The 16,619-nt window shown below is 73.2% G+C and carries 15 protein-coding genes and 1 riboswitch; of the genes, 8 read left to right on the forward strand and 7 right to left on the reverse strand.

Annotated elements, in window-relative coordinates:
* Positions 1 to 61: 61 nt before the first annotated feature.
* The 3 genes from NMK34_RS17230 to NMK34_RS17240 all read left to right on the forward strand — a co-directional run bounded on the left by NMK34_RS17230 (position 62) and on the right by NMK34_RS17240 (position 3,820).
* Positions 62 to 1,546 (forward strand): S8 family peptidase, encoded by a 1,485-nt coding sequence (locus tag NMK34_RS17230; protein ID WP_318334273.1) that lies wholly within the window; start codon positions 62 to 64, stop codon positions 1,544 to 1,546.
* A gap of 106 nt (positions 1,547 to 1,652) precedes the next feature.
* Positions 1,653 to 2,153, forward strand: coding sequence for a hemerythrin domain-containing protein (locus tag NMK34_RS17235; RefSeq protein ID WP_318334274.1), 501 nt, complete (start codon positions 1,653 to 1,655; stop codon positions 2,151 to 2,153).
* A 122-nt stretch (positions 2,154 to 2,275) separates the two neighbouring features.
* Positions 2,276 to 2,365, forward strand: a riboswitch (ZMP/ZTP riboswitch).
* Positions 2,366 to 2,383: 18 nt separating this feature from the next.
* Positions 2,384 to 3,820, forward strand: a complete 1,437-nt coding sequence (locus tag NMK34_RS17240; RefSeq protein WP_318334275.1) for a glycine hydroxymethyltransferase — start codon at positions 2,384 to 2,386, stop codon at positions 3,818 to 3,820.
* 60 nt (positions 3,821 to 3,880) lie between these two features.
* Here the strand turns inward: NMK34_RS17240 and NMK34_RS17245 are convergent, their stop codons facing one another.
* From NMK34_RS17245 to NMK34_RS17270, 6 genes are all read right to left on the reverse strand, one after another.
* Positions 3,881 to 4,132, reverse strand: coding sequence for a hypothetical protein (locus tag NMK34_RS17245; RefSeq protein WP_013286617.1), 252 nt, complete (start codon positions 4,130 to 4,132; stop codon positions 3,881 to 3,883).
* 27 nt (positions 4,133 to 4,159) lie between these two features.
* Positions 4,160 to 5,503 carry a PLP-dependent aminotransferase family protein gene (locus tag NMK34_RS17250; protein WP_318334276.1) on the reverse strand — a complete coding sequence of 448 codons (1,344 nt, stop codon included), beginning with the start codon at positions 5,501 to 5,503 and terminating at the stop codon, positions 4,160 to 4,162.
* Between the two features lies 1 nt (position 5,504).
* Positions 5,505 to 6,608, reverse strand: a complete 1,104-nt coding sequence (locus tag NMK34_RS17255) for an alpha-hydroxy acid oxidase (protein WP_318334277.1) — start codon at positions 6,606 to 6,608, stop codon at positions 5,505 to 5,507.
* Entirely contained in the window at positions 6,601 to 7,569 is a 969-nt protein-coding gene (locus NMK34_RS17260) for an alpha/beta hydrolase (protein ID WP_318334278.1), read from the reverse strand. The genes NMK34_RS17255 and NMK34_RS17260 overlap by 8 nt, the downstream gene beginning before the upstream one ends.
* Positions 7,566 to 8,789: a cytochrome P450 gene (locus NMK34_RS17265; protein ID WP_318334279.1), complete on the reverse strand. Its 1,224-nt coding sequence runs from the start codon at positions 8,787 to 8,789 to the stop codon at positions 7,566 to 7,568. The genes NMK34_RS17260 and NMK34_RS17265 overlap by 4 nt, the downstream gene beginning before the upstream one ends.
* A 67-nt stretch (positions 8,790 to 8,856) precedes the next feature.
* The gene (locus NMK34_RS17270; RefSeq protein WP_402806737.1) at positions 8,857 to 10,167 is read right to left on the reverse strand and encodes an SGNH/GDSL hydrolase family protein; all 1,311 of its coding nucleotides are present in this window, start codon (positions 10,165 to 10,167) and stop codon (positions 8,857 to 8,859) included.
* A 285-nt stretch (positions 10,168 to 10,452) separates the two neighbouring features.
* Here NMK34_RS17270 and NMK34_RS17275 point away from each other — a divergent pair, with 285 nt between their 5' ends.
* The 5 genes from NMK34_RS17275 to NMK34_RS17295 are packed head-to-tail and all read left to right on the forward strand — an operon-like array spanning position 10,453 to position 15,026.
* Positions 10,453 to 12,015: an AMP-binding protein gene (locus tag NMK34_RS17275; RefSeq protein WP_318334280.1), complete on the forward strand. Its 1,563-nt coding sequence runs from the start codon at positions 10,453 to 10,455 to the stop codon at positions 12,013 to 12,015.
* Complete coding sequence (locus NMK34_RS17280) at positions 12,012 to 13,232, forward strand: MFS transporter (protein ID WP_194799265.1); 1,221 nt, start codon at positions 12,012 to 12,014, stop codon at positions 13,230 to 13,232. The genes NMK34_RS17275 and NMK34_RS17280 overlap by 4 nt, the downstream gene beginning before the upstream one ends.
* 50 nt (positions 13,233 to 13,282) lie before the next feature.
* A complete protein-coding gene (locus NMK34_RS17285; protein ID WP_318334281.1) occupies positions 13,283 to 13,675 on the forward strand; it encodes an MmcQ/YjbR family DNA-binding protein in 393 nt (130 codons plus the stop codon).
* Complete coding sequence (locus NMK34_RS17290) at positions 13,672 to 14,304, forward strand: HAD family hydrolase (protein WP_318334282.1); 633 nt, start codon at positions 13,672 to 13,674, stop codon at positions 14,302 to 14,304. The genes NMK34_RS17285 and NMK34_RS17290 overlap by 4 nt, the downstream gene beginning before the upstream one ends.
* A 41-nt stretch (positions 14,305 to 14,345) precedes the next feature.
* Entirely contained in the window at positions 14,346 to 15,026 is a 681-nt protein-coding gene (locus NMK34_RS17295; RefSeq protein WP_318334283.1) for an SGNH/GDSL hydrolase family protein, read from the forward strand.
* A 243-nt stretch (positions 15,027 to 15,269) separates the two neighbouring features.
* Here the strand turns inward: NMK34_RS17295 and NMK34_RS17300 are convergent, their stop codons facing one another.
* Positions 15,270 to 16,619: a hypothetical protein gene (locus tag NMK34_RS17300; RefSeq protein ID WP_318334284.1), complete on the reverse strand. Its 1,350-nt coding sequence runs from the start codon at positions 16,617 to 16,619 to the stop codon at positions 15,270 to 15,272.

Here is a 16,619-nt window from a genome sequence, read left to right on the forward strand (position 1 = left end):
CCGCCCGGACCGCAGCCCGCCCAGGGGTGCGGTCCACCCGCACGAACCCCTGGGAGTCTGTGTGAACAACCTCCGTCGCAAGACACTCGCCGCGGCGTCGGCAGTGACGCTCGGCGCCGGGCTCGCCCTCGTCGGCGGCACGGCACCGGCCGCGGCCGTCGGACCGGAAACCTCGTACCTCGTGCTCGCCCCGCAGGGCAACGGCACCGCCAAGGCCGCCGCCCGCGTGGCGGCCGCCGACGGCACCGTGGTGGCCGCGTACGACAAGATCGGTGTGCTGGTCGTGCGCTCGTCCGCCCCGGACTTCGCCACCCGGGTGGCGGGCGCCGGCGTCGAGTCGGTCGCCTCCACCGCCGGCCTGGGCACCGCCCTGGACGAGGGCGAGACGGTCGAGGTGCCGGCCGCCGCCGTCGCCGCGGCCACCGGCGACCCGACCGCCGAGCCGCTCTACAACCTGCAGTGGGACATGCCCCAGATCCGTGTCCCGCAGGCGCACGCCGTGACCGGCGGCAGCCCGTCGGTCGTGGTGGGTGTGCTGGACAGCGGCATCTCCAGCAGCCACCCGGACCTGGCGACGCAGATCGCCAAGGACAAGAGCGCCTCCTGTGTGGGCGGCGTCCCGAACACCGCCGAGACCGCGTGGAACCCCACCACCAGCGACCACGGCACCCACGTGGCCGGCACCATCGCCGCCGCCGTGAACGGCGTCGGTGTCACCGGTGTCGCACCGGGCGTGAAGGTCGCCGCGGTCAAGGTCGTCAACGACGAGGGCTACATCTTCCCGGAGGCCGCGGTCTGCGGGTTCATGTGGGCCGCCGAGCACGGCTTCCAGCTCACCAACAACAGCTACTACATCGACCCGTGGGAGCTGAACTGCCGCAACGACGCGCGTCAGCGCCCGGTGTGGAAGGCCGTACAGCGGGCCCTGCGCTACTCGCAGTCCCAGGGCGTGCTGCACGTCGCGTCGGCAGGTAACTCGAACTACGACCTGGCCCACAAGATCACCGACACCGGCAGCCCGAACAACGGGACGCCGGAGGAGCGCGAGAACCTCACCAACGCCTGCCTCGACCTGCCGGCCGAGGCGCCGGGCGTGGTGACCGTCGCCGCCGTCGGCCCGACCGGGGAGAAGAGCTACTACTCCTCGTACGGCCAGGGCGTGATCGACGTGACCGCGCCGGGTGGCGACACCCGGTTCCGGACGCAGGGCGCCCGCTCGACGTCCGCCGACGGCATCCTGTCCACCACCTTCAACACCGCCACCCGCACCAACGGGTGGGGCTACAAGCAGGGCACCTCGATGTCCGGCCCGCACGCCACCGGCGTCGCGGCGCTGGCGCTGTCCGCGCACCCGGGCATGACCCCGGGCCAGCTGGCCTCGTTCCTGGAGCGCACGGCGGTGGCGAAGTCCTGCCCGTCGGGCGTCTACAACCCGGTGCCGCTGATCCCGGCGGGTCCGAACGCGTACGACGCGACCTGCTCCGGCGGGAACCGCAACGGGTTCTACGGCGCCGGCGTCGTGGACGCGTACAACGCGGTGAAGTAACCGGTATGCGCGTGGACCGGGCCCGGCGAGCACGCCGGGCCCGGTCTGTTTGTCCTGGTGGGGCGCCGGGTAGGGGGGCACCGTCAGCCGACCTAGGAGGTAACCGGTGTCCACCGATGCGATCGTCCTGCTCAAGGAGGACCACAAGGAGATCCGCCGCCTGTTCAAGGCCTTCCAGGAGGCCGAGGAGGGACCGGCGAGCAAGCGCGGGAAGATCGTCGGGCAGATCCTCGAAGCCCTCACGGTGCACACCTACCTGGAGAACGAGGTGATGTACCCGGAGGTCCGCAAGCTGGTGCCCGACGTCGAGGACGACGTCCTGGAGTCGTACGAGGAGCACCACGTCGCGGACGTGCTCTGCTTCGAGCTGTTCACGATGGACGCCGGCGACGAGCGGTACAACGCCAAGACGACGGTGCTGATCGAGAACGTGCTGCACCACATCGAGGAGGAGGAGCAGGAGTGGTTCCCGAAGGTCCGCGAGGCGCTCGGCCGTAACCGGCTCCAGGAGATCGGCCAGCGGATGCTCGACCTGCGCCCGAAGGCGCCGAAGACGCCGGCCGCCCCGAAGGCGCTGAAGAAGTCCCTCGATGCCGTGGTCGCCTGAGACTGAACGCCGCGACGCGAGCGGGACCGCCCCTGCCTCGGGGCGGTCCCGCTCGCGTCGCGGCGTTCAGTCGCCGGGACGGGCGGCCCAGCCCCGCAGGTCCCGGCCGGGCCGGTAGGATCGGCACGGGCCGTGACTGGCGCGTGGAGATGGAGCACCATCGGGGAGCGGCCTCGTCATGAGGACGCATGCCGAGCGCCTGGGCCTTCCGCACGTCACCTGGAGGTCGCATGTCGCGCAACGCCGAGTCCACCGCCTTCCGCAGCGCGCTGGAGGTCGTCCGCGGCGTCGAGCCGCGCGTGGCCGACGCCATCGCCGCGGAACTGGCCGACCAGCGCGAGTCGCTCAAGCTCATCGCCAGCGAGAACTACGCGTCCCCGGCGACGCTGCTGGCGATGGGCAACTGGTTCAGCGACAAGTACGCCGAGGGCACGGTCGGGCGCCGGTTCTACGCCGGCTGCCAGAACGTCGACACCGTCGAGGCGCTCGCCGCCGAGCATGCCCGGGAGCTGTTCGGCGCGTCCCACGCGTACGTGCAGCCGCACTCGGGCATCGACGCCAACCTGGTCGCGTTCTGGGCGATCCTGGCCGACCGGGTCGAGTCCCCCGCGCTGCGCAAGGCGCAGGCGCGCCAGGTCAACGACCTGACCGAGGCCGACTGGTTCGCGCTGCGCCGTGAGCTGGGCAACCAGCGGATGCTGGGCATGTCGCTTGATGCCGGTGGGCACCTCACCCACGGTTTCCGGCCGAACATCTCCGGCAAGATGTTCGACCAGCGCAGCTACGGCACCGACCCGGCCACCGGCCTGATCGACTACGACCGGGTGGCCGAGGCGGCCCGCGAGTTCAAGCCGCTGATCCTGGTCGCCGGCTACTCCGCGTACCCGCGGAAGGTCAACTTCCGGATCATGCGGGAGATCGCCGACTCGGTCGGCGCCACGTTCATGGTCGACATGGCCCACTTCGCCGGGCTGGTCGCAGGCAAGGTCTTCACCGGCGACTTCGACCCGGTGCCGCACGCCCACATCGTCACCACCACCACGCACAAGTCGCTGCGCGGCCCGCGCGGCGGCATGGTCCTCTGCGGGCCGGAGCTGGCCGACCAGGTCGACCGGGGCTGCCCGATGGTGCTCGGCGGGCCGCTGCCGCACGTGATGGCCGCCAAGGCCGTCGCGCTGGCCGAGGCGCGCCGGCCCGACTTCGCCGACTACGCCCAGCGGATCGTGGACAACGCGCAGGCGCTCGCCGACGGGCTGCTGCGCCGGGGCGCGACGCTTGTCACCGGCGGCACCGACAACCACCTGGTGCTCATCGACGTGTCCGGGTACGGCCTGACCGGCCGGCAGGCCGAGCAGGCGCTGCTGGACTCGGGCATCGTCACCAACCGCAACTCGGTGCCGCAGGACCCGAACGGCGCCTGGTACACCTCCGGCATCCGCATCGGCACGCCGGCGCTCACCACCCGGGGCCTCGGCGCCACGGAGATGGACGCCACCGCCGAGCTGATCCACACCGTGCTCAGCCAGACCACGCCCGGCACCGGCCCGGACGGCGCCCCGTCGAAGGCGAAGTACGTGCTGGACCCGGCCGTCGCCGAGTCCGTCGGCAAGCAGGCCGCCGACCTGCTCACGCCGTTCCCGCTCTACCCCGCCGTGGACCTGACCTGACCTGATATGACGGCGGCGCCCCGGGAGAACGAGTCTCCCGGGGCGCCGGTGTGAACGGGGTCAGCGCAGCGGGCGCTTCAGGTGGTAGCGGTGGACCTCGGTGCTGCCCTGCACGTTGTTCACGTCCTCGGCGGCGGAGACCAGCTCCCAGCCCTCCCGGCCGACCCGGTTGAGGTGCGCGATCGCGGTGTCGCCGTACGCGGTCACGTCGGTGCGTGACCCGTCCGGGCCGTACCACACGAACGAGACGTGGAAATTGCGACCCTGACCCTGATACCGACGAACGAGCAACGCGTACTCCCAGGCAACCATTCGTCCATTATCAACAGACGAACGGCGTCAGGAAACACGCACGGTGCCGGAACCCTGACACTCCGGCGTCACGTCGCCGTTCATGGTGTCCGTGACCAGCGCGGCGAGCCGGTCCAGTCCCCGATCGATCGACTCCGGTGTGACGGCGCTCACCGACAGCCGCAACGCGTTGACCGGGGTGCCCGCGTCGTAGAAGTGCGCCATCGGCGTCCACAGCACGCCGTACTCGCGCGCCGAACGGTGCAGCAAGGCGTCGTCGACAGCGAACGGCACGCTCACCACCACGAAGAACCCGCCCGCCGGCACGGTCCAGGAGACCGGCCCGCCGGCCGGGAAGCGCCGGGCCAGGCCGTCGGCCAGGTGGCGCAGGTTGCGGGCGTACGCGGCCCGTTCCCTGGTGTTCGCGGCCACCAGCGAGCAGTCGTGCGCCAGCAGCGCGCCACCGATCACCGCCTGGCTGATCGGCGACGTGTTCACGGTGACCATGCTCTTGATCTTCGCGAGGTGGTCGGCGAACGGGACCACGGTGCCGTCCGCCTCCCCCACCCGCTGGTCGGCGACCACATATCCGACCCGGGCGCCGGGCAGCACGGTCTTGGCGAACGAGCCGAGGTAGACCACCCTCCGGGCGGTATCAAGCGCCTTGAGCGTGGGCCGCCGCTCGGTGCCGTCGGCAGGGAACAGGCCGTACGGGTTGTCCTCGATCAGCAGCAGGTCCTCCTCGGCGGCCAGCTCCAGCAGCCGCCGCCGCTGCGGGGTGTCCATGCTCACGCCGGACGGGTTGGCGAAGTCGGGCATCACGTAGCAGCCCCGGGGCCGCAGCCCCTCCGCGCGGGCCCGGCGCACCCCGGCGCGCAGGTCGGCCAGGTCGACGCCGTCGGGTCCGCCGGCCACCGGGCGCACCGGCAGGTCGACCAGGCGGGCCGCGCCGGTGAGCCCGACGTAGGTGGGCGCCACCGCGAACAGCACATCGGCCGGGCCGGTCCGCAGCGCGCGCAGCACCAGGAACATCGCCTCCTGGCAGCCGACCGTCACCACCACCGACTCCGAGTCGGCGGTGAGCCCCTCGTCCACGGCGAGGTGCCGGGCGATCAGGTGGTGCACGATGCCCTTGGTGCGCCCGTACTGCAACAGCGTCCGGTCCACGCCGGCCCGGTCCAGCCCGACGTCCTCGGCGAGGTGGCGGCGGAAGCGGTCCAGGTACGTGTGCAGCAGCGCGGAGTCGAAGAACTCCTCGTACGGCCGCCCGGCCGCCAGCGACACCGCGTCCGGGTAGTGCTGCGCCACCTCGTTGAGGAAGTTCATCGAGTTCAGCGCCGGGTCGCCGACGCTGCCGTGCAGCGCCGAGACGGCCAGGTCGACGGGTTCCACGTCAGCCTCCGATCCGGGTGTGCAGCCGCCGGGCCGAGGCCGGTTCGGGGCAGCCGCTGAGGATGAGGGCGTCGCGCAGCTCCGCCGCGAGCAACGCCAGCGCCGCCTCGGCGCCGGCCCGGCCACCGGCGGCCAGCGCCCAGAGCAGCGGCCGGCCCAGCAGCACGCCGTCCGCGCCGAGCGCCAGCGCGCGCAGCACGTCGACGCCGCCGCGGACGCCGCTGTCCAGCAGCACCGCGCACCGCTCGTCGACCGCCTCGACCACCTCGGGCAGCACGGCCGCGCTGGCCGGGGCGGCGTCGAGTTGCCGGCCGCCGTGGTTGGAGACCACCACGGCGTCCACGCCGGCGTCCGCCGCGCGGACCGCGTCGCGCGGGTCCAGGATGCCCTTGACGAGCAACGGCACCCGGGTACGCTCCCGCAACCACTCCAGGTCCGCCCAGCTCAGCGCCGGGGCGAACACCGCGCCGGTGTGCACCGCCACCGCCGAGACGCCGGGGGTGCCCTGGTGCGCCAGGTCGTCCCGCCCGCCGGGCAGGTTCGCCGCGGTGACGTGCGGCGGCAGCGCGAACCCGTTGCGGGCGTCGCGCAGGCGCCGCCCGAGCACCGGCACGTCCACAGTCACCATCACCGCCGCGCAGCCGGCCGCCTCCGCCCGGTCGAGCAGGTCGGCCACCAGCGTCCGGTCGCGCAGCCAGTAGAGCTGGAACCACACCGTCGCGCCGGTCGCCGCGATCTCCTCGATCGGCGTGCTGGACAGCGTGCTCGCCACGTACGGCACGCCCGCCGTCCGGGCCGCCGCCGCGAGCGCCGGCTCGCCGTCGGGGTGCAGGAGCCGCTGGTACGCCATCGGCGCGACGGCCACCGGCAACGCGGCCCGGCCGCCCGGCAGCACCGCCTCGGTGGACGGGTCGTCCACCCCGGCCAGCATCCGGGGCAGCACCGCCACCCGGTCCAGCGCGGCCCGGTTCGCGGCCAGGGCGGTCTCGGTGCCGCTGCCGCCGTCGACGAAGTCCCACACGTCGGCCGGCAGGACCGCCCGGGCGAGCGCGGCGAACTCGGCCAGGCTGGCCGGCGGCACGAACCCGTCCGCCGGGTCAGCCATGGTCGGCACCGGTCGCCGCGTGCGCCGGGTCGAGCCCGAGGACGCGGCGCAGGAAGGCGGCGGCCCGCTCCTGGGCCTGCCGTCCGGCGTCGAACACGCCGGGCATGGCGAAGAACCCGTGCACCATGCCCGGGTAGTCGTCCGTCTCGGTGGGCACGCCGGACTCGCGCAGCCGCTCGGCGTACCGCAGGCCCTCGTCGCGCAGCGGATCGTGCCCGGCGGTGACCACGAACGCCGGGGGCAGGCCGGACAGGTCCTCGGCGAGCAGCGGTGACGCGAGCGGGTGGGCGGCGTCGCCGGGGTTGGTGAGGTAGTGGCCGCGGTACCAGCCGACCGAGTGCCTGTTGAACAGCATCGGATCCTCGTCGTCGCCCGGCCGGTGCCCGGGCCGCTGGTCGGTGTTCGGGTAGACGAGCAACTGGGCGGCGAGCCGGGGACCGCCGTCGGCGCGGGCCAGCAGCGTCACCGCGGCGGCCAGGTTCCCGCCCGCGCTGTCGCCGCCCACCGCCAGCCGGTCGGCGTCGACGCGGAACTCGGCGGCGTGCGCGGCGAGGTGCCGCAGCGCGGCGTGGCAGTCCTCCACCGCCGCCGGGAACGGATGCTCCGGGGCGAGCCGGTAGCCGACGGTCACGGTCTGGACGGCGGCGAGGTTGACCAGCCGCCGGCAGATCCCGTCGGCCGTGTCGACGCTGCCGAGCGTCCAGCCGCCACCGAAGAAGTAGACGAGCGTGGGCAGCGGACCGTCGCCGTCCGGCCGGTGGATCCGCACCGGCAGCGGCCCGGCCGGGCCGGGCACCGTCGTGTCGCGTACCTCGGTGACCGGCTCGACCGCGCCGGACCCGGCGCGGATCGCGGCGAGGTCGGCGGCGCGGGCCTCGGCGAGGGTCTGGGTGTAGAGCGGCACGGTGCCGGCGGCGGCGCGCGCGGCCCGCCACGCGACCACCTGCGGATCGAGTGTCATCCGGCCTCCCCGGTGGTGACGAAGAGTTTGTCGATTCCGCGCAGGAACAGGCTCCCGCTGTACGTGTAGGGCTGGGTGACGGCGAGCCGGGGGAAGCGCGCGAACAGGCGCGGCAGCGCCAGGCGGCCCTCCAGCCGGGACACCGCCGAACCGAGACAGAAGTGCAGCCCGACGCCGAATGCCAGTGACGGCGGGCCGGCGCGGTGCGGGTCGAAGCGGTCCGGGTCGGGGAACCGCGCCGGGTCACGGTTGGCGGCGGCGATCAGCAGCAGCACGTTGTCGTCGCGGCTGATCGGCACGCCGCCGAGGTCGACGCCGGCGGGCGCGGATCGGGCCAGGAAGTGCACCGGGCTCTCCATCCGCAGCACCTCCTCGACGCAGCCGCGCGCCAGCTCGTCGTCGCCGGGCAGGGCGGCGGTGACGTCCGGGTGGTCCAGCAGCAGCGGCAGGCCGTTGCTGAACATGTAGACGGTGGTGACGAAGCTGGCGTTGAACAGCACGATCAGATTGCTGATCAACTCCTCCTCGGTGAGGTCGACGCCACCCGCGTCGAGCACCTCGACCAGCCCGCTGATCAGGTCGTGGCCCGGCGTGCGGCGGCGGTGGGCGATCAGGTCCCGGTAGTAGACGCGCAGCTCCTCGGCGGCCTGGTTGGCCCGGGCCAGCCGCTCCGGCGTCTTGCCGGAGACGTCCATGTACTCGTCGATCCAGTCGACCCGCTGCCGGTACCAGGTCAGGTCGGCCGCGGGCAGGCCGATGAACTCGGCCATCACCAGCGCCGGGACCGGATACGCGAAGTCGGCCACGAAGTCCACCTCGTGCCCGTCCGCGCCCGCCTCGGCCAGGTGGTCCAGACGTTCGGCGACGATCCGCTCGATCACCGGTTCCAGCGCGCCGAGGCGACGCGGGGTGAACGTCTTGGCGAACACCGCGCGCATCCGGGTGTGGTCCGGCGGGTTGACGAACATCATCGAGGTGAGGAACGTGCGCAGGATCTCCTGCTCCTCCCAGCCCGGCGGGAAGCCCTTGTACCAGCCGGGATCGCGCAGGATCTGGTCCACCACGTCGTACCCGCCGGCGACCGCGCTCACGGTGCTGTGCTCGGCCCGGGCCGGAACGGCGTTCATCGGCCCGTGCTCGTGCAGGGCCGCGTAGAAGGGATAGGGGTTCTGCCGGCCCTGTTCGCTGTAGAGGCCGGTCAGGATCTCGCTGACGTCCACTGTCTGTTCCTCCCCAGGAAAACGGCGGCGGGGGCGGCGTCGTGTCGACCGCCGCCCCCGCCCGGTGTCACAGTCCGAGCAGCTTCAGTGGTACGGCGTTCGCCATCACCGCGGCGCCCGTGTCGTTCGGGTGGATGTGGTCACCCGAGTCGTACGCCGGCAGCAGCCGGCTCGGCTGCGCCGGATCCCGCATCACCGCGTCGAAGTCGACGATGCCGTCGAACTCGGCCCGGCCGGGCCCGCGCAGCCACGTGTTCACCGCCTGGCGGGTGGCGTCCTTCTCCGGCGTCCACACGCCCGGCCCACCGTTGCCCTCGTACGGCATGAGCGTGCCGGCGATGCTGGTCAGGCCGCGCGCCTGGACCTGCCGGTTGAGCTGGCGCAGCGCGGCGATGATCGCCTCGGGGCTGTCGCCGTTCATCCAGATGTCGTTGATGCCCAGGTGGGTGATGACGGTCCGCACCCCGGTCTGCGGGAACACGTCCTCGTTGAGCCGGGCCAGCGCGTTCGGGCCCAGCTCGTAGTAGCCGGGGAAGTTGTCCGCGCCGGGCTCGGGGCCCTCGTGGTTGAGCCGGTTGCCGGCCAGGCTGAGGTTGAGCACACCCGGCGTACGCGGCTCCGGGCGGGCGTCGATCAGCCGCTTGGCCAGCAGGTCGGACCAGCGCTGATCGGCGTTGACGGTGCTGCCGTTGCCGTCGCTGATGGAGTCACCCAGCACCACCACCGAGCCGGGCGTGGCCTTGCGTTCCACGTCGATGCCGGACAGGAACATCCAGCAGCAGTTGGGCCGGATGGTGAAGCCGGTGCCCTCGGCGGCCGAGGTGAGGTCGGTGGCGCCGATGAAGTTGGTGACCCGGGACTGGCCGTGGAACGTGACCGGCCCGGTGAGCACCGGGAAGTACAGGGTGACGACCAGGTCCTCCTGCTCGGCCACCGGAAAGGCCACCGGGTCGCTGAGCAGTTCGGCGCCCTTGTTGATGGTCGCCGAACCGGCGCCGGAGAACGTCAGCTGGCGGACGCTCGACCCGACGATGTCGGACAGGTCGTCGGGGGTGGCGGTGTTCGGCCGGGCGATCGTGGCGCGGCCGACCTGGACGGCCTGCTCGCCGTACAGGTTGGTCAGCCGCACCCGCAGGCGCGGGCCGCCCACCGAGGTCTGCACGGTCATCCGGATGCTCTGGTTGTTCAGGCCGGTGTTGGTCAGGCCCACGGTGTTCCCGCGGGTCACCGCGGCGGCCCAGGTTCCGGCCCACTCGGCGCGCCCGTGCCCGGCGCGGTCGTTCCCGGTCGGGCCGGCGCTCGCCGTGACCGCCGGGGTGGCGGCGATCAGCAGCGTGACGGCGGAAGCTATGACGTGCCATCTCTTCGGGGTCGGCATCGATCCTCCATGGTCGGCAGCCCCGGGCGTGACGCGGTCGGCGGCACCGGCCCGGGCGATGGACCGGAAACTAGCTTCCGGCTGTGACGAGCGTCAATCAACCTGATCGACATGATCAAATGCCCGCGGGACGGGACGCAGCGACGATCGGCTCTGTCCGCCGTGGACCGCGGCTGCCTAGGCTCGGGGCTGGCGGCGGTGCGGTCGCCGACCCTGGCACCTGCCGTCTTGTCCCGGCCCTGACCTGGCCGGACGCCGCTCGCGGACCATGATGGGGGCTGCCCGATGACCGACCGGCCGAACTATGTGCACGAGGCGCTGGAGCTGTTCGCCGGGTTCGGCGACCGGGAGGCGCTCGTCGGCGGCGGACGCCGCCTCACCTACCCCCAGGTCGCCGCGCAGGTGCGCGGCCTGGCCGCCGCGTTGCACCACCACGGGGTACGCCCCGGCGCCGCGGTGCTGGTGATGCTCGGCAACACGGTCGAGGGGCCGCTGCTGCAACTGGCCCTGCACCTGCTCGGCTGCCGGAGCATGTGGGTCGCCCCGGTGACCTCGCGGCGGGAGGTCGACGAGTTCGTCGCACTGTCCGCGCCGGAGGCGTTCGTCCACGACCCACGGGACGCGCAGGCGGTGGAGATCGCGGCGGGCCTGTCCGGCGTGCCGGTGCTCTGCCTCGGTCCCGGCGGCACCGGACCGGACCTGACCGCCCGGGCCGCCGGGCCGGTCGCGGAACCGCCCGCCGGGGTGCCCGCGCCGGAGTCGTTCCTGCAGACCAGCGGCACCACCGGCACGCCGAAACTGGTGCACCACCGGGAGAGCTTCTACCGGCAGGTGCTCGCGCTGGCCGCCGACTTCCGGGGCGCCGGGTTCCCGCTGCTGCGGCACCTGTCGCACTCCCCGATGTGGCTGGCCAGCGGCCAGATCACCACACTGTTCAACCTGTTCACCGGCGGCGTGCTGTTCCTGCGTGAGCAGTGGGACCCGGCCGCGTTCATCGCCACCGTGGACGCCGAGCGGCTGACCTCCACGTTCGTCACCCCGCCGATGCTCTACGAGGTGCTCGACCACCCCGACCTGCCCGGCGCCGACTTCTCCGCGATGTTCATGTTCAACGTGGGCGCCGGGCCCGCCGCGCCGGCCCGGCTGCGCCAGGCCATCGCCCGCTTCGGCCCGTGCCTGCGCATCGTGTACGGACTCAGCGAGGCGGTGGTCATCTGCGCGCTGCCGGGGCTCACCGAGGACCCGGAGCACCCGGAGCGGCTGCGGTCCTGCGGCCGCCCGTACGGCGACGTGACTGTGGAGATCCGCGACGCCGACGGCCGGGTGCTGCCGACCGGCGAGGACGGCGAGGTCTGGGTACGCACCAGGCTGAGCTTCGCCGGCTACCACGGCCGGCCGGAGCTGACCGCCGAGACGCTCGTCGACGGGTGGGTCCGCACCCGCGACATCGGGCACCTCGACGCCGACGGCTACCTCTACCTGGTCGACCGGTTACAGGACCGCATCCTCACCCGGCAGCGCAGCTGGCCGATCTACTCCCGCCCGATCGAGGACGTGCTCGCCGGCCACCCCGAAGTACGCGCCGCCGCCGTCATCGGCGTACCCGACCCGGTGGCCGGGGAACTGCCGCACGCGTACGTGGTGCCCGCGCCGGGCGCGTCGGTGACCGGCGACGAGCTGATCGCGCTCGTGGTCCGGGAACTGAGCGAGACGTGGGCGCCCGGCGCCGTCGAGTTCGTCGACGCGCTGCCGCTGAACCGGTCCGCGAAGGTGGACAAGCGCGCCCTGCGGGCCCGGTACGCGGCGGCCCACCCGGCCGGCGCCGACCCGATCGGCAGTCCGGCGTGAACCCGCGCCGGGAGTTGTACACCCTGGTCGGCGCCGACCTGCTGTCCAACCTCGGCACCCGGATCTCGGTGGTCGCCATCCCCTGGCTGGTGCTGGAGACCACCGGTAGTCCCACCAAGATGGGACTCGTCGCGGCGGCGGAGACGCTTCCGTACATGCTCTCCAGCGCGCTGGCGACCCCGTGGGCGGACCGGTTCGGGGTACGCCGTACCTCGGTGTTCGTGGACGCGGCGAGCGCGGTCGCGATGGCCGTGGTGGCGCTGGCGCCCTGGCTCGGCTTCGGCACGCTGCTGGTGCTGGTGGCGATCGCCGGCGGGCTGCGCGGCATCGGCGACCGGGTCAAGCACGTGCTGTTCAAACCGGCGGCCGAGCGGGCCGGGGTGCCGCTGATCCGGCTCACCAGCGCCTACGACGGCCTGGCCCGGGGCATGACGCTGTTCGGCGCGGTGCTCGGCGGACTGCTCATCGACTGGGTCGGGCTGACCCGCGCCATCTGGATCGACGCGGCCACGTTCGCGGTCTGCGCGCTGCTGATCGGCGTCCTGGTCCGGCCACCGGCACCGGCGCAACCGGCGCCCCGGGAGCCCTACCTGCGGGCGCTGCGCGGCGGCTTCGCGTACCTGCGCACCGACCGGACTCTGATGATCATGCTGATCGTGGTCTCGGTGTCGAACATGTTCGCCAACGCCAGCGTCGCGGTCTGGATCCCGCTCTGGGTCAACCAGGTGCTCGGCGACCCGGCCGGATTCGGTCTGCTGCTGGGCGTCTTCTCGGCCGGCGCGCTGCTGGGCAACCTGCTGTTCACGATGTTCGGCACCCGGCTGCCGGCCGGGACGACGTTCGCGCTCGGGCTGACGCTCAGCGGCGCACCCCGGCTGCTCGCGCTGGCGCTCAGCGACGACCTGGTCGTGGTGCTCGTGGTGACGTTCCTGTCCGGCATCGGCATCGCGGCGGTCAACCCGCTGCTCGGCGCGGCCCTCTACCAGCGGGTGCCGGGCGAACTCCAGACCCGGGTGCTGGGCATCTCCGGGTCGGTGGCGTTCCTCGGCCTGCCCGTCGGCGCGCTGCTCGGCGGGTGGTCGGTGGCGTTGCTCGACCTGACCCCGGCGCTGCTGGTGATGTCGGTGGTCTGCCTGGTGCTGACCGTCGGGCCGCTGCTGCTGAACCGCGCGTCCCGCCGCCCCGCCGCGGAACCCGCAACGCCCACCCCGGTCTGAGCCCGCCGGTCCGGGCCACGGTGTCGGGGGTCGGCGGTAGGGTCGGGGCCATGGCGACCTGGGACGACGTGCGGCGCATCGCGCTGGCGCTGCCGGAGACCACCGAGCGACCCACATACGACCAGGCACCCGCCTGGCGCGTCCGCGACAAGTCGTTCGTCTGGGAACGGCCGCTGCGGCGCGGCGAACTCGAGTCGCTCGGCGACACCGCGCCGGACGGCCCGATCCTCGGCGCGCGGGTGCCCGACCTGGGCGCCAAGGAGGCGCTGATCGCCGACGACCCGGCGGTCTACTTCACCACGCCGCACTTCGACGGCTACCCCGCCGTGCTGGTCCGGCTCGACCGGATCGACGTGGACGAGCTGACCGAGCTGGTCACCGAGGCGTGGTACGCACGCGCCCCGAAGCGGCTCGCCACCGCGCACCGGGCGGAGACCGCGTGACCGGCCCGGTGGAGGCGATCGTCTTCGACATGGACGGCACGCTCGTCGAGTCGCACGCGGTCGTGCCCGCGGCGTACCGGGCGGCGGTGCGGGCCGGCGGCGGTCCCTCGTACACCGACGCCGAGGTCATCGCCGGCTACTCGATCGGCTCCCCGGCGGACCTGCTGACGCACCTGCTGCGGCGGCCGGCCTCCGGCGACGACCTGGACCGCTACCACGCCGAGCTGGACGCGCTCGCCGGGCGGGTACGCGTCTACCCCGGCGTCGCGGACGCGCTCGCCGCGATCGCCACCCGGGTGCCGGTGGGCGTGTTCACCGGCGCGAGCCACCGCGCCGCCGAGATCCTGCTCGACCGGGCGGGCCTGCTCCGTCACTTCCAGGTCGTCCTCGGCGGAGACCAGGTCGACCGCCCGAAACCGGCGCCCGACGGCGTGGAGGCGGCCTGCCGGCACCTCGGCGTGCCGCCCGGCCGCGCCGCGTACGTCGGTGACTCACCACTGGACGTACGCGCCGCCCGGCACAGCGGCGCGGTGGCGGTGGCCGCCGCGTGGGGCCACCAGTACGACCCCGGCGAGCCGGCCGACCTCAGCCTGTCCCGGCCCGGGGAGCTGCTGGCCCTGCTGCCCTGAGCCTCTTTCCCGGCGTGGGACGCTCGGCTAGCCTGCCGGGCATGCCATCGACGTTGACCGAGGCGACCGACCCGTGGTGCCTGCGTCCGGGAGAGGCCGCCGACCTGCTGCGCGGGCACCCGTGGCGGCGGTTCGTGGTGCTGGGTGACAGCGTCGCGGAAGGACTGTGCGAGCCGGCCGACGGTTACCCCGACCTCCAGTGGGCCGACCGGATCGCCGCCGAGCTGCGCGCGGTCCGGCCGGAGCTGGCCTACCTGAACCTGGGCCGGCGCGGGCTGCGCGCGCACGAGGTCCGGGCCACCCAGCTGGCCGGCGCGCTGGCCTTCGAGCCGGACCTGGCCCTGGTGGTGTGCGGCGGCAACGACGCGTTCCGGTCCGCCTACGACCCGGACGCTGTCGACGCCGAGCTGACCGCCATGATCACCGCGCTACGGGAGGCGGGCGCGGACGTCATCACCGTGGGCATGTTCGACGTGTCGCACAGCCCGGCGGTGCCGGACGCGCTGCGCGCGGGCCTGGGCGAGCGGATGCGCCGGCTGTCCCGGCACACCCGGGCCGTGGCCGAGCGCCTGGGCACACTGCACGTCCACCTGACCGACCACCCGCTGGTGGCCGACCCGTCGCTGTACAGCAGCGACGGCCGCCACGGCAGCGCCCGCAGCGACGCGGTAGCCACCGCCGAAACCCTGAAGGTCCTCTCCACCCACCTCCCCCACCCCTGACCCGCCCCCTGACCCGTCCCCTGCCCTGCCCTGCCCTGCCGATCATGAAGTTGACCGCACTCCGCGTCCGTTTTGTCGCCGCCAACTTCATGATCAGCGGAATCAGAGGGCCGAGGGCCGAGGGCCGACCTGCGGGCCGGATCCACTTTGTCGACCAAGGAGTTCGGGTCGCTGACACCTCCTCGTGAGGACGCAAACTCCTTGATCAACGCTGGGAGTGAGGGGAACCGGGGATGGAGCGGGTCAGTCCGTCAGCAGGATGCCGGTCAGGAGGACACCTCTCGCCAGGTTGAGCACCTCGTCGCACCCCGGGTAGCCGACCCGCGCGAGCGCGCCGGACCCGGTGCGGTCGAACAGGTACGGGGCGAGGCTGTACGGGACGTCGGCGGTGACCGTCTCACCGGTCTCGATCTGCACGAAGTCCATCGCCACCCGGTCCGCCTCGTGGTAGCGCTGCAGGATGTTGCCGCCCTCGTCGATCGCCGCACGTACCCCGTCCGCCCACGCCACAGGTGTCATCTCCCGGCCGATCAGCACGCCGTGCCCGGCCGAGCCACCGGCCGGCTTGGCGACCAGGTCGGCCTGTTCGGCGAGCGCCCGGTCGAGCTGGTCGGCGGTGAGCGCCACGGTGTGCGGCACGTACCGGCGGATCAGCGTGCGGTCGTCCTCCGGCAGCAGCTCCAGGTCGTCCCAGAGCCAGGCGTAGTTCAGCTTGTTGCTGAGCAGCCAGGCGGCGCTGCTGACGAACATCGGCAGCGTGCCCGCGGCGAGCGCGCCGGCCACCGCGTCCAGGCCGGCGCTGGGCGTGACCCGGTTGGGCACGAACAGCCGGAACAGGGCGTCCACCGCGGCGCCGCCGACGACCAGCCGGTTCTGCGCGTCCAGGGTGGCGGTGGCGACCGGCGCGATGACCAGGTCGATGCCGAACGGGCGGGCCTGGTCGATCAGCGGGGACAGGATCCGGATGAACGTCTCCGGGTCGTCCAGTCCCGGGTAGTCGGCGTCGAAGTCCATCAGCAGCGCCACCCGGGCGCCGTCGGGCAGGCCGAGAGTGTCCCGGATGGCCACGAACCGCTGGTCCAGCAGGGACGGGGCGGGCCGGGCGCCGTCGAGCAGGTCATGGGTGCGGTACAGCTCGGCGTACCGCTGGATCACGGTGTCGGCGTCGAAGCCGCCGCCGAGGCTGCTGTCGATGTTGTACTCGACGATGCAGGGCACGCCGCCGGAGAACAGCACGTCCGGCCGGTACGCGGCGAGCAGCCCCTCGTGCAGTTCCTCCTCCGGGTCGAGCAGCCGGGTCTCGCCGTCCGGCACGTCGAGCAGCAGGCGCAGCTCGCCGGCGGTGCGGGCACGGCGCCGGCAGGCCTCCAGGATGAGCTGGGCGATGCGGTCGCAGACCTCGTTCAGCTCGCGGAACGCGTCGGCGGTGAACACCGGCGGGCGGGCCAGCCGCCACTGCTTGTTGTACGTGGCCCGGCCGTGGAAGATCTTCTCCCACGCTTCGGCGCCGGTGGTCACCATCGCGGTACGGGTGGACTCGGGCAGGTCGGTCCACGCCTGGCCCAGCGGCGGCCACGTGTAGTTCGGGTCCAT

This window comes from Micromonospora sp. BRA006-A, assembly GCF_033433935.1.
GTDB lineage: Bacteria > Actinomycetota > Actinomycetes > Mycobacteriales > Micromonosporaceae > Micromonospora > Micromonospora aurantiaca.